This is a genomic window from Mesorhizobium sp. M1338 (assembly GCF_040318045.1).
Lineage (GTDB): Bacteria > Pseudomonadota > Alphaproteobacteria > Rhizobiales > Rhizobiaceae > Mesorhizobium.
Genome location: NZ_JAMYLL010000028.1, coordinates 64,340 through 76,396 on the forward strand (window position 1 = coordinate 64,340; position 12,057 = coordinate 76,396).

Annotated in this window: 12 protein-coding genes and 1 riboswitch; of the genes, 5 read left to right on the top strand and 7 right to left on the bottom strand. The window is 63.1% G+C overall.

The features are described from left to right. Positions 1-109: 109 nt before the first annotated feature. The 5 genes from sucD to NKH19_RS22125 all read right to left on the bottom strand — a co-directional run bounded on the left by sucD (position 110) and on the right by NKH19_RS22125 (position 5,186). Positions 110-1,006, bottom strand: coding sequence for a succinate--CoA ligase subunit alpha (gene sucD, locus NKH19_RS22105; protein WP_352870986.1), 897 nt, complete (start codon positions 1,004-1,006; stop codon positions 110-112). A gap of 11 nt (positions 1,007-1,017) precedes the next feature. Beyond that, on the bottom strand, positions 1,018-2,202 hold the full coding sequence (locus NKH19_RS22110; protein ID WP_502911000.1) for a malate--CoA ligase subunit beta: 1,185 nt from the start codon (positions 2,200-2,202) through the stop codon (positions 1,018-1,020). A gap of 18 nt (positions 2,203-2,220) precedes the next feature. Continuing rightward, positions 2,221-3,183: an HpcH/HpaI aldolase/citrate lyase family protein gene (locus NKH19_RS22115; protein ID WP_352870987.1), complete on the bottom strand. Its 963-nt coding sequence runs from the start codon at positions 3,181-3,183 to the stop codon at positions 2,221-2,223. A gap of 13 nt (positions 3,184-3,196) precedes the next feature. Further along, positions 3,197-4,387 (bottom strand): aminotransferase class V-fold PLP-dependent enzyme, encoded by a 1,191-nt coding sequence (locus tag NKH19_RS22120; protein ID WP_352870988.1) that lies wholly within the window; start codon positions 4,385-4,387, stop codon positions 3,197-3,199. Between the two features lie 127 nt (positions 4,388-4,514). Further along, positions 4,515-5,186, bottom strand: coding sequence for a LuxR C-terminal-related transcriptional regulator (locus NKH19_RS22125; RefSeq protein WP_352870989.1), 672 nt, complete (start codon positions 5,184-5,186; stop codon positions 4,515-4,517). Between the two features lie 396 nt (positions 5,187-5,582). Here NKH19_RS22125 and mgtE point away from each other — a divergent pair, with 396 nt between their 5' ends. Further along, entirely contained in the window at positions 5,583-7,001 is a 1,419-nt protein-coding gene (gene mgtE / locus NKH19_RS22130) for a magnesium transporter (RefSeq protein ID WP_352870990.1), read from the top strand. 144 nt (positions 7,002-7,145) lie between these two features. Beyond that, complete coding sequence (locus NKH19_RS22135) at positions 7,146-7,532, top strand: MerR family transcriptional regulator (RefSeq protein WP_006203215.1); 387 nt, start codon at positions 7,146-7,148, stop codon at positions 7,530-7,532. Between the two features lie 7 nt (positions 7,533-7,539). Here NKH19_RS22135 and NKH19_RS22140 read toward each other — a convergent pair whose 3' ends face one another. After that, positions 7,540-8,016, bottom strand: a complete 477-nt coding sequence (locus NKH19_RS22140) for a methyltransferase family protein (RefSeq protein ID WP_352870992.1) — start codon at positions 8,014-8,016, stop codon at positions 7,540-7,542. Continuing rightward, the gene (locus NKH19_RS22145; protein WP_352870993.1) at positions 8,013-9,011 is read right to left on the bottom strand and encodes a heparan-alpha-glucosaminide N-acetyltransferase; all 999 of its coding nucleotides are present in this window, start codon (positions 9,009-9,011) and stop codon (positions 8,013-8,015) included. The genes NKH19_RS22140 and NKH19_RS22145 overlap by 4 nt, the downstream gene beginning before the upstream one ends. A gap of 224 nt (positions 9,012-9,235) precedes the next feature. On the opposite strand from NKH19_RS22145, the gene NKH19_RS22150 reads away from it, so the two are divergent. From NKH19_RS22150 to NKH19_RS22160, 3 genes are all read left to right on the top strand, one after another. Further along, positions 9,236-10,435 carry an MFS transporter gene (locus NKH19_RS22150; RefSeq protein ID WP_352870994.1) on the top strand — a complete coding sequence of 400 codons (1,200 nt, stop codon included), beginning with the start codon at positions 9,236-9,238 and terminating at the stop codon, positions 10,433-10,435. A gap of 265 nt (positions 10,436-10,700) precedes the next feature. Next, positions 10,701-10,896: riboswitch (cobalamin riboswitch) on the top strand. A 36-nt stretch (positions 10,897-10,932) separates the two neighbouring features. Then, complete coding sequence (locus NKH19_RS22155; RefSeq protein ID WP_109667912.1) at positions 10,933-11,112, top strand: CbtB domain-containing protein; 180 nt, start codon at positions 10,933-10,935, stop codon at positions 11,110-11,112. Positions 11,113-11,127: 15 nt separating this feature from the next. Further along, positions 11,128-11,901 carry a CbtA family protein gene (locus NKH19_RS22160; protein WP_352870995.1) on the top strand — a complete coding sequence of 258 codons (774 nt, stop codon included), beginning with the start codon at positions 11,128-11,130 and terminating at the stop codon, positions 11,899-11,901. Positions 11,902-12,057 lie beyond the last annotated feature (156 nt).

Consider the following 12,057-nt stretch of genomic DNA (forward strand, 5'->3'; position numbering starts at 1 on the left):
CGCGGCCACAGGCTTCCCGAGGGTCGAAACGGCAGCGGCGGCGCGTCATTCAGACCACGCCGCCACTTCGCTTTTTCAGGTGCCCCGAAAGCCGGCTTGATCGTGGAAATCAGGCGGCCTTCTTCCGGGCCAGGGTATCGGCCACGACCTCGCCGAAAGACGATGGCGTCGGCACGATGGCGACGCCGGCCTCTTTCAGGATTTCGACCTTTTCCTGCGCCGATTCGCCGAAGGCCGAGATGATGGCGCCGGCATGGCCCATGCGCCGGCCTTTTGGCGCGGAGAGCCCGGCGATGTAGGCGATCAGCGGCTTGCGCATGTTGTCGCGCGCCCAGATCGCTGCTTCCGCCTCCTGCGGTCCGCCGATCTCGCCGATCATCACCACGGCATCGGTTTCGTCGTCCTGCTCGAACAGCTTCAGAATGTCCTTGAAAGACGAGCCGTTGATCGGATCGCCGCCGATGCCGACGCTGGTCGAGACGCCGATGCCAAGCGCCTTCATCTGCGAGGCGGCCTCATAGCCGAGCGTGCCCGAACGCCCCACGATGCCGACGCGGCCGGGGAGGTAGATGCTGCCCGGCATGATGCCCATCAGTGCCTGCCCGGGCGTAATCACCCCGGCGCAGTTAGGCCCGATCAGCCGCATGCGGTCCTCAAAACGGTAGCGGCGCATGTAGCGCTTGACCTGCATCATGTCCTGCGAGGGGATGCCGTCGGTGATACAGACGCAGAGTTTTATCCCGGCATCCGCGGCTTCCATGATGGAGTCGGCGGCGAAAGGCGGCGGCACGAAGACGATGCTGGCCTCGGCGCGGGTTTCGCGAACGGCTCCCTTGACGGTGTTGAAAACGGGCAGGCCGAGATGCGTCTGCCCGCCCTTGCCAGGCGTCACGCCGCCGACGAGCTTGGTGCCGTAGCGCTTCATGTCCTCGGCATGGAAGCTGCCGATCTTGCCGGTAAACCCCTGGACGATGACGCGCGTGCTGCGATTGAGCAGGATTGCCATTTCGAACTCCCTCAGCTTGCTTTCTTGAGCGACACCGCGCGCCAGGCGGCGACGGCTTTTTCGGCGGCTTCCGCCAGCGTGTCGGCAACGATCACCGCCTCGCCGGAATCGGCAAGGATGCGGCGCCCTTCCTCGACCTTGGTGCCGGCAAGCCGCACCACCAATGGCACGTTGACGCCGACTTCGCGGATCGCCTTGACGACGCCCTCGGCGACCCAGTCGCAGCGGTTGATGCCGGCGAAGATGTTGACCAGGATGGTCTCGACATTCTTGTCACCAAGCACGGCACGGAACGATTTCGCGACCCGCTCCGGCGAGGCGCCGCCGCCGATGTCCAGGAAGTTCGCCGGCTCGCCGCCGGCGATCTTGATCATGTCCATCGTTGCCATGGCGAGGCCGGCGCCGTTGATGATGCAGCCGATATTGCCATCGAGGCCGACATAGGAGAGGCCGCGGTCGCTGGCGAAGGTTTCGCGAGGGTCTTCCTGGCTCTTGTCGCGCAGCTCGGAGATTTCCGGCCGCCGGTACAACGCGTTCTCGTCGAACGACATCTTGGCGTCGAGCGCGACGAGGTTGCCGTCGCGGGTGACCACCAGCGGATTGATCTCCAGCATCGAGGCGTCGTAGTCGCGGAACACCTGGTAGCAGCTGAAGATGGTTTCGGTCGCCTTGCCGATCAGGCTCTGATCCAGGCCAAGCCCGAAGGCGATCTCGCGCGCCTGGAAGCGCTGCATGCCGACGCCGGGATCGACCGTGGTCCGGATGATGGAATCCGGCGCCCTCTCGACGATATCCTCGATCTCCATGCCGCCGGCGGCCGACGCCACGATCATGACGCGCTCCTCTTTTCGGTCGAGAACGAAGCCGACATACAGTTCCTGCGCGATGTCGACGGCCTCCTCGAGATAGAGCCGCGAAATCAGCTTGCCGCGCGGGCCGGTCTGCTGGGTCACCAGCTTGCGGCCGAGCATGGCTTCCGCCGCGTCCGAGATTTCCTCGTCATTGGCGCAGAGCTTGATGCCGCCGGCCTTGCCGCGGGCACCGGAATGGACCTGCGCCTTCAGCACCCATTTGCCGCCGCCGATCTCGCGGGCGCGGTAGGTCGCCTGCTCGGGGCTGTAGGCGAGGCCGCCGCACGGGACGTGAACCCCGTGACGGGCGAGCAGTTCCTTGGCCTGATACTCGTGAATGTCCATCTTGTCCTCCCTAAGCAGTCAATGCGTGGCGACGCGTGATTGGCTGGCGCGTTCGATTGCTTCGTTGACCACCAATACGTTCCTCGCCATGCGCTCCGACGCGGCATCGATCATCTTGCCGTCGAGCGCGGCCGCTCCCTTACCCAGCGCCTCGGCCTCCTTCAGCACTTCGAGGATGCGCCTGGCGCGCGTGACCTCCTTTTCCGGCGGCGAGAAGACGTCATTGGCGAGCGCGATCTGCGAGGGGTGGATGGCCCATTTGCCTTCGATGCCGAGCGCAGCCGCGCGCTTTGCCCCAGCGATGTAACCTTCCGGGTCGGAGAAATCGCCGAATGGTCCGTCGATGGCGCGCAGGCCGTAGGCCCTGCAGGCGACGGTCATCCGCGACAGAGCGAAGTGCCACTGGTCGCCGGGATAGTCCGGGTTGAGGCCGCCGATGTTGACGGTTCGCGCCTTGCAACTCGCGGCATAGTCGGCGACGCCGAAATGCATTGCCTCCAGGCGGCCTGATGTCGCGGCGATCGCCTCGACATTGGCCATGCCGAGTGCCGTCTCGATGAGCGCTTCCAGTCCGACACGGGTCTTGTAGCCCTTGGCCATCTCGATCTGGTTGACCATGGCCTCGACCATGTAGAGGTCGGCCGGCACACCGACTTTCGGCACCAGGATCGTGTCCAGCCGGTCGCCGGCCTGTTCCATCACGTCGACCACGTCGCGGTACATGTAATGTGTGTCGAGGCCGTTGATGCGCACCGAAACGGTCTTGCCCTTGGCGCGCCAGTCGATGTCGTTGAGCGCCTGAATGATGTTCTTGCGGGCGCGTTCCTTGTCCGGCGGAGCCACCGCGTCCTCGATGTCGAGGAAGACGAAGTCGGCGGCGCTGTTCGCCGCCTTGTCGATCATCTCCGGGCTTGAGCCGGGAACCGCGAGTTCGCTGCGTTGCAGTCTCAGTTTCTTCAGATGGTTGATGGTGTGGCTCATGGTCGGCTCCCCCTCACGCGGCTTCGGCGACAGGCACTGCGGCCGAAGCGCGAAAATGCTGGATGGCGGCGCCGACGCCGGAGCCCGGCGCCAGCTGCACGCCGCAATCGAGGAGCGCCATTTCCGCCGCTGACAGCGAGGCGAGCACCATGACTTCGTTCAGCCAACCGAGATGGCCGATACGGAAGACCTTGCCGAACACCTTGTTGAGCCCGCCGCCGAGCGACGTCCGGTAAGTCTGGGAGGCGCGCTTGACGACGTCGGCGCTGTCGATGCCTTCCGGCACGAGGATGGCGCTGACGGTGTCGGAGTGCCATTTCGGCGCCTTCGCGCAAAGCTTCAAGCCCCAGGCGTCGACCGCCTTGCGCACGCCTTCGGCGAGGCGATGGTGACGGACGAAGATGTTGTCGAGCCCTTCGTCGGCGATCAGATCGAGCGAGGCGCGCAGGCCGCGCAGCAATTGTGTCGCCGGCGTGTAGGGGAAATAGCCGGCGTCGTTGGCGCGGATCATGTCCTCGAACGAGAAGAAGCAGCGTCGGTGGGTAGCCATCCTCGAGGCGACGAGCGCCTTCTTGCTGACTGAGAGGAAGCCGAGGCCGGCCGGCAGCATGAAACCTTTTTGCGAACCGCTGACAGCGCAGTCGACGCCCCATTCCTCCTGCCGAAAATCGATCGAGCCGATCGACGACACACCGTCGACAAAGAGCAGGGCAGGGTGATCAGCGGCGTCGAGCACGGCGCGGCAGCCGGCGACGTCGCTGGTGACGCCGGTCGCGGTCTCGTTCTGCGTGCAGAAGACCGCTTTGATGCGATGCGCCTTGTCCGCCTTCAGCTTTTCAGCATAGAGGTCGAGCGGCACGCCGGTTCCCCATTCGCAGTCGATCACGTCCACCTCGAAACCGAGGCGCTCGGCCATGTCGACCCACAGATGCGAGAACTGGCCGAAGCGCGACATCAGCACGCGGTCGCCGGGGCTGAGAACATTGGTCATCGCCGCTTCCCAGGCACCGGTGCCGGACGACGGGTAGATGAAGACGCGGCCGGTCTCGTTCTTGAAGACCCGTCGGATGTCTTCAAACAGCGGCAACATGAAATCAGGGAATGATGCGGCGCGCATATCCTCCATCGGGAGGTTCATCGCTTGCCGGACCTGCTCCGGGATGTTGGTGGGTCCTGGAATGAAAAGATGGGTGAACCCAGCCATGCGCGAACTCCTCCTAGTGCCAGAATTCGTGGCGAGTGCCAGAATTTGTGGAGTGAGTGTCGTTTCGGCGGCGCTCGGCAACAACACCTTGCCGGGTAAATTGTCGCCGCGCGTGGGTGGGCTCGACCTACCCGAAAGGCTGCTTGGGACTGCGGCGCCTCTCGCTCGAATAGAGCGCGACGGCCATCGCCCGGTTGCGGACATCAAGCTTGTCGTAAAGATTCTTGAGGTGGTACTTCACGGTATTTTCCGAGATACCGGTCCGTGTCGCGATCTGAAGATTGGTCCAACCGTCGGACAGCACCGCCAGCAGTTCGCGCTCACGAACGGTGAGCTGCGATAGCGGCGTGTCGTTGACCTTGTTGATGTCGATATAGGGGATGCAGATTCGGCCGTGCGCGACGGCCAGGATCGTGTCGAAGATGATCGGCGGATCGTCGAACTGGAAGCAGTAGCCCTGCGCGCCGAGCCGCACGCATTGCTTCAGGATGCCGATGTCGTGGTCATTGGAAAAGACCGTGATGCGCACATCGAACTTGCGGCTCTGGACCTCGGCAAGGACATCGGCGCCATCCATGTCGGCGAGCTTCCAGCCGATGACGGCGACATCGAACTCGGCCTCCGCCGCCAGGTCCAGGAAATGCCTGCCGCTTTGCACGGAGGCCACAAGCTCGAAACGCCCATCGCAGTCCAGCATTTCACGCAGCGCCGATATGACGAGCGGATTGCGTTCGGCGACGACGACGCGGACGCGCCTCGCTTCGATTGCCTTTTTCGTTGTCTCCGGCTTTATCTTCAAGGACGTCCGGTTGCTCTGGTTGCGGAGATAGGCGGATCCAAGTGTTCGCCTTGGAGCCGGTACCAGGACAATTCTGACCCAATCGCGCTGGCGTGCTCTTTCCCCAGCGACATGCGCTGTCGCGTGTCCTGAACCGGAACCCGGCCGGTTTTTGACAGTATAGGTATTGTCCGGGTGAACGTACGCGATACCTTTCCTGGTGAAGCAGGCGAGGTGGGAAAGCACCCATTTCGTTTGATATTCCGAGCGTTAGAGCGATAAGTTCTCAAATCGAATCGTGCCGACGTCCATCTCCGTCAGAACGCCGGATTTTCCCAAAACCGGTTTCCACTTTTGGGTTCGATGCTCTAGACCTGATTTGCACCTTTTCCAGGATTGCGATGGCGGGAGGCGCTGGTGGAAGGCCAGGACGAACGGACGACCGGCGCCAGGGCCGCCGAGGAGCACCACGCCGACATCTATGGCGAGGACGGCGCCGTCCTTTCGTCCTTCCTTGCCCAGATTGGTGCGGCGATCGCCGATCGCGACACGCTCACGCTGAAGCGTGAAGTCGATGATCTGCATCAATCGGAACTCGGCGATCTGCTCGAGGCGCTGCACCCCGACCAGCGCCGCGCGCTGGTCGAACTGTTGGGCGCCGACTTCGACTTCTCCGCGCTGACCGAGGTCGATGAGGCGATCCGCATGGAGATCGTCGACAATCTGCCCAATGCGCGGATTGCCCAAGCGGTGCAGGAGCTCGATTCCGACGACGCTGTCTACATTCTCGAGGATCTCGACCAGGAAGACCAGGACGAGATCCTGTCGCAGCTGCCGTTCACCGAGCGGATCAGGCTGCGCCGCTCGCTCGATTACCCGGAGGAGACGGCCGGCCGCCGCATGCAGACGGAGTTCGTCGCGGTGCCGCCGTTCTGGACGATCGGCCAGACCATCGACTACATGCGCGAGGACAACAACCTGCCCGAGCGCTTTAGCCAGATATTCGTCATCGATCCGAGCTTCAAGCTGCTTGGCGCCATCGACCTCGACCAGATCCTGCGCACCAAGCGCTCGGTCAAGGTCGAGGAGGTGATGCACGAGACGCGGCACGCCATTCCCGCCACCATGGACCAGGAAGAGGCGGCGCGGGAATTCGAGCAGTACGATCTTTTGTCGGCCGCCGTCGTCGACGAGAACGAACGGCTGGTCGGCGTGCTGACCATCGACGATGTCGTCGACGTCATCCAGCAGGAGGCCGAGGAAGACCTGATGCGCATGGGCGGCGTCGGCGACGAAGAGCTTTCCGACAGTATCTTTTCGACCTCGCGCTCGCGCGTTCCGTGGTTGCTGATCAACCTTTTGACCGCGTTCCTGGCGGCCTCGGTGATCAGCCTGTTCGACCGCACGATCGAACATATCGTGGCGCTGGCGGTGCTGATGCCGATCGTCGCCGGCATGGGCGGCAATGCCGGCTCGCAGACCATGACCGTCACCGTGCGGGCGCTGGCGACCAGGGATCTCGACATCTACAACGCCAGCCGCATCATTCGCCGCGAGATGGGTGTCGGCTTCATCAACGGCATTATCTTCGCCGTCCTGATCGGTATCGTCGCGGCGGCCTGGTTCCGCGATCCCAATCTGGGCGGCATCATCGCGGCGGCGATGATTATCAACATGTTCGTGGCCGCCTTGGCCGGCATCCTGATCCCGCTGCTGCTCGACCGTTTCAAGGTCGATCCAGCGGTTGCTTCCGCGGTCTTCGTCACCACCGTTACCGATGTCGTCGGCTTCTTTGCGTTTCTGGGCATCGCCACATGGTGGTTCGGCGTGCCTTGACGTGCGCCCTCAATTGACTTTTACGTAAACGCCGTGCGAGGCTGACGCGGGGCGCCATGTCGATTCCGGCATGGCATGGGTTTGGTTCGGGACGGAGGCGACGCCGGATGGCGATCGCCAGAATTCCGGCGTGTGGGAGTGATAATGCGGGAATATTATTCGATCACCGAGTTGACTCGCGAGTTCGACGTATCGACGCGGACGCTGCGCTTCTATGAGGATGAAGGACTGGTGCAGCCGGTGCGGCGTGGCCGCACACGGCTATTTCGCCCGTCCGATCGTCACCTCATCCGGCAAATCATGCGCGGCAAGAGGCTTGGCTTTTCGATCAACGAAATCCGCGAAATCATCCAGATGTACAAGGAGCCTCCCGGCGAGGTCGGTCAACTCAAGCTGATGATCAAGCGCATCGAAGAAAAGCGCGAGGATCTCAGGCAGAAGCGCCGCGACCTCGAGGAAACGCTCGCCGAACTCGACCAGGCCGAGGAATCTTGTGTCGAGCGGCTCGTCGAACTCGGCGTCAATACGTAACGGGTCTTCAAATCCAGCGCCGCACGCGTTTCGCGTAGTCGCGGTATTTCTTGCCGAACTTCGCCGCCAGCACTTTTTCCTCGCGCTCGATCGCCACCTTCTGCGTGGCGTAGGCCGCGATGAACGCCAGCGGCAGGAACCACGCAATGCCCGAGACAAAGGCGACGCCGATCAACAGCAGCGTGTTGGCCAGATACATCGGATTGCGGGTGATGCCGAAGGGGCCTGACGTGACGAGGTGATCGGGCACCGCGTTGGGGTTGAGCGTGGTCTTGGCCCGGATCATGGTGCGGATCGCGGTGAACCAGAGCGCCGCGACACCGAAAAGTGCCACCCAGCCGGCGGCGAAAAGAATATCGCCCAAGAGGTCGCCGATCCAGGGCAGGGGATAGAGCAGGCCCAGCGCGATGCTGATGGCGATGGCGGCGATGTAGATCAGCGGCGGCCATGGTATGAGCCCCGGCTTCGGCTGGTTCTCGGTCATTTGGCCCCTTCCTCCATCAATTTGCTGTCGGTTTTGGCGGTGCACATGCCGGCAAGGTCGGACAGGTGCGCCTTCCATTCCGCGGTCTGGTCGTTGTTGTAGAGCCTATCAAGCGTAGCCTCGCCCTCGAGCGTATCGAGCATGCAGACACAGTAGCTCGAACAGAACTCGGTGTCGCGCGACTGCTCGCAGGACAGCTGGCAGGTTTTCAGGAAATTCACCTGCGGGGTTTCGACCTGTGCCGGCATGATCTGCGAGAACAGCCACACGCAGCCGATCAGCAATGGCTGGTGGATCAGGTAGAAGGCCAGGCTGTGCCGGCCGATGAAGACCAGCGGGTTGGCCCAGCGTCCGGGCGCCAGATCCGCCAGCCGCGTCAAGAAACCCGCGGCCGTGGCAAGCTTAGTGATGCCGATGCCTATAAGCACGGCGCCGAACCACGGAAACAGCGGAACGTAGTCGTTGGAACGCGGATTGATCGCCGACAGGCCGACCCACCACAGCCACGGATGATCGAAGGCCTCGAAGCGCAGATAGACCGGCGCCGCGATGACCAGCGCGGCAATTACCAAAGTCAGCAAGGCCGGCAGGCGAAGAAACAGCAGACCGAGCAGGCTGGCCAGCGCGATCTCGTGCAGGATGCCGAAGAAGATGAAGCCGTCCGGCGTGGCGATGCGGGTGGCGACAGAAATCGCGATCGCGGCTCCGGCGACCATGGCGAACCGCTTCCAAAAGCCGTTCCAGCGGATTTGTCGGCCATGGGCGAGATACAGGCTGACGCCGACCAGGAACAGGAAGGTCGAGGCGATGCAGCGCGCGTAGATTTTCCACCAGCCAAAGGCGGTCAGGCCGGGATCGGTGTAGCCGAAGAACTCCAGATCCCAGGTGAAATGGTAGCTCGCCATGGCGATCAGCGCGATGCCGCGCACGATGTCGATAGCGACGATGCGCTTTGGTCGATCCTGGACGGGTGCGGTCGGCGTTTGGATGGTCATGGTCTCGCATTCTGATTCAGCCCCGCAAAACGACTATCACGGTTGCACCGGGCAAAAGAAGGCCGGGCACCTGACAACGCGGACTGGATCAGGCGCCGCTTTAGGCCAGTGGCGGAAAGCCTTTGGCCGACTTCGCTTTTTGCCGGGTATGCGTCGGTTTCCTCTTATTGGCGTCGGCATCGCCACGGCAGATTCGACCCGGCAAATCCGCCTCGGGGAGAGCAATGTCCACTCATGTGCGTCATCCGATCTGGCTTCCGGCCCTCAAGGCCGCGGACGCGCGCACCTTCGCCTCGCTCTATGCGGTCGAATCCTTCTCCCGCGCCACGGTCTCGAGCGTCATCCCGATCCAGGCCTACGAGATCCTGCACAATGAGCAGGTCGTCTCGATCCTCTACACCATCGTGGCGATGCTCGGCCTGTCGGTGACGCTGTTCATGCCGATGCTGATCCGCCGCTTTGCCCGCCGCTGGGTCTACACGGCAGGCGCCTGCCTGCTGGCCATCGGCTCGCTGTTCTTCGTCACGCATACGCTTGCCGGGCAACTGGCCGGCATGCTGTGCCGTGTGATGGGCGCCAGCGCGCTGTCGATCACGCTCAACCTCTACATCATGGACCACATCCGTAAGACGGATTTCATGCAGGCCGAATCGCTGCGCATGGCGTGGTCGATGCTGGCCTGGACCGGCGGGCCGACGCTCGGCATCTTCCTTTACACACGCTTCGGCATCTATGCCGCGCATGGCGCCGTGGCGATCTTCGCCCAGGCTTTGCTGGCGCTGTTCTGGACCTACCGGCTCGGCGACAACCCTTCGATTCGTCCGGGCAAGACGCGCCCGGTCAATCCGCTCGCCAATATCGGCCGCTTCGTCGCGCAGCCCAGGCTCAGACTGGCCTGGCTGATTGCTTTCGGCCGCTCCTGTTTCTGGACGACCTTCTTCGTCTATGGGCCACTGTTCATGGTCATCACCGGCGAAGGCAAGCTGGCCGGCGGCATGCTGGTTTCGGCCGGCAACGCGCTGCTGTTCATGGCCATCTTCTGGGGCAAGGCAGGAAAGCGCTTCGGCGGCCGCAGGACAATGACGTTTGCCTATTTCGCCATGTCGGCCATGCTGCTGGCGGCAGGCTTTGTCGGTGAGACCGTGCCGCTGCTTGCCGGCGCCTTCCTGCTTGGCGGCGCCTTCTTCACCATCGCGCTAGACGCACTCGGCTCGACCGCCTTCATGCGCTCGGTACGCTCCTATGAAAGATCGCAGATGGCGGCGGTCTACCGGACCTATCTCGACTTTTCCGAACTGACGCCGCCGCTGGTCTATTCGGTGGTGCTGGCCTTTTTCGGGCTGGGCTCGGTGTTCGTCACGCTCGGCCTGCTGGCGGCGGTTTGCGGTCTTGTGACGTGGCGCTACCTGCCGAAATCGCTTTGATCTTCAGGGCTTTGATGGAAGTGCCGCATGCCGAGGTGCCTGCATCCCAACAGGTCGATGACGGCAGCGACGGTTCGGCCCGAGTCGGGCCGTTGTAGGGATCGCGCTCGCCGGCAATGGGCTGCCTGGCTGGCTTCGTGTGAAGGTGTCAGCCGATACAAGGCCAAGAAAATGTCAATTGCGGCACCGGCGGCCCTTGTCTGGCGCGACGCATTCGCGATGATTGCCGGCGGAATTTGGTTTGCCGGAGGCGAGGATTCTGCCTATAGTCGCTCATGTCGTCGGTTCCATTTTGGAGCCAAGAGGGAATGCGGTGAGGGCGGGTTTCGCCCAATGCCGTGGCTGCCCCCGCAACTGTGTGCGGTAGTCCTCTCCATATGCCACTGAAGATTTTTCTTCGGGAAGGTGGGGAAGGGCGCTGATCCGCGAGCCAGGAGACCTGCCGGCGACAGGAAACTGACTTCGATGCCCTCGGGTGGAGGGCGAAAGGACAAGATATGACTACCGCTTCCGTCTCCCTCGGCGCCTCCGTCTCCTCGCAGTCGCGCTTCATGCAACTCGCTCTTGCTGCGTTTCTCGGCATCTTCGTGATGGGCTTTGTCGGCTTCTCGCATATCGATGCGGTCCACAATGCGGCTCACGACTATCGCCATTCGATGGCGTTTCCCTGCCACTGACGAGGATCTGACATCATGAACCTGTTTCGCAACGTCGTGTTCATCGCGGCGATCGCAGGGCTTGTGGCCGGTGTCGTTCTCGCCTGCATGCAGGCCTACGCCACTGTGCCGCTTATCCTGAAGGCGGAAGTCTACGAACAGGCTGGCGGTGGCCACAGCCACGACCATGCCGCCGCACCGGCCGCAACGGATACCACCGCCATGAGCACTGCGGCGCCGGCCCCGGTGGAAGCGACTGCTCCGGCGGGAGACGAGGGTTGGGCGCCGGCGGACGGTTTCGAGCGTTTCGCCTTCAGCGTGCTTGCCAACATCGTCACCGGCATCGGTTTCGCACTGATCCTGGTCGCGGTCTCCGAATTCGCCGGCGGCATCGGTGGTTGGCGTCAAGGCGTATTCTGGGGCTTGGCCGGCTTTGCCGTTTTCACGCTGGCGCCGGGTCTTGGCCTGCCGCCGGAACTGCCGGCCATGCCTGCGGCCGACCTCACCCAGCGCCAGATCTGGTGGACGGCAACCGTGGTGGCGACCGCCATCGGGCTTGGCCTGATCGCCTTCCGCAAGTCGCTGCCGCTGGCGATCCTGGCCGTGGCCTTGATCGTCGCACCGCATATCGTCGGAGCACCGCAGCCCGACAGTTTCGAGACGCTGATCCCGGAAGGCCTGCATCACCAATTCGTGGTGGCGGTGACGCTGACCAATCTGGTGTTCTGGCTGGTGCTCGGCGCGGTGGTCGGCGTGGTGCGCGGACGCTTCACCGGTACGGCGACCAGCTTGCGCGGCAGCTTTGCCTGACAGCAAGCTCACCTTCATCATCGGTGGTGGGCGCACCGGCAAGAGCGCGCGAGCCCAAAAACAGGGGCCCGCCCTTGCCACCCCCGGGGGGGATTTAAATTGTGTTTTAAAAATCTACCAGCCCACCCACATACCGGTCCAGGGGGTTATCGGCGT

Bases quoted from the DNA above. Each gene is read 5' to 3' on its own strand.
- sucD (WP_352870986.1), bottom strand. From the start codon at position 1,006: ATGGCAATCCTGCTCAATCGCAGCACGCGCGTCATCGTCCAGGGGTTT.
- NKH19_RS22110 (WP_502911000.1), bottom strand. From the start codon at position 2,202: ATGGACATTCACGAGTATCAGGCCAAGGAACTGCTCGCCCGTCACGGG.
- NKH19_RS22115 (WP_352870987.1), bottom strand. From the start codon at position 3,183: ATGAGCCACACCATCAACCATCTGAAGAAACTGAGACTGCAACGCAGC.
- NKH19_RS22120 (WP_352870988.1), bottom strand. From the start codon at position 4,387: ATGGCTGGGTTCACCCATCTTTTCATTCCAGGACCCACCAACATCCCG.
- NKH19_RS22135 (WP_006203215.1), top strand. From the start codon at position 7,146: ATGCGGGAATATTATTCGATCACCGAGTTGACTCGCGAGTTCGACGTA.
- NKH19_RS22140 (WP_352870992.1), bottom strand. From the start codon at position 8,016: ATGACCGAGAACCAGCCGAAGCCGGGGCTCATACCATGGCCGCCGCTG.
- NKH19_RS22145 (WP_352870993.1), bottom strand. From the start codon at position 9,011: ATGACCATCCAAACGCCGACCGCACCCGTCCAGGATCGACCAAAGCGC.
- NKH19_RS22150 (WP_352870994.1), top strand. From the start codon at position 9,236: ATGTCCACTCATGTGCGTCATCCGATCTGGCTTCCGGCCCTCAAGGCC.
- NKH19_RS22155 (WP_109667912.1), top strand. From the start codon at position 10,933: ATGACTACCGCTTCCGTCTCCCTCGGCGCCTCCGTCTCCTCGCAGTCG.
- NKH19_RS22160 (WP_352870995.1), top strand. From the start codon at position 11,128: ATGAACCTGTTTCGCAACGTCGTGTTCATCGCGGCGATCGCAGGGCTT.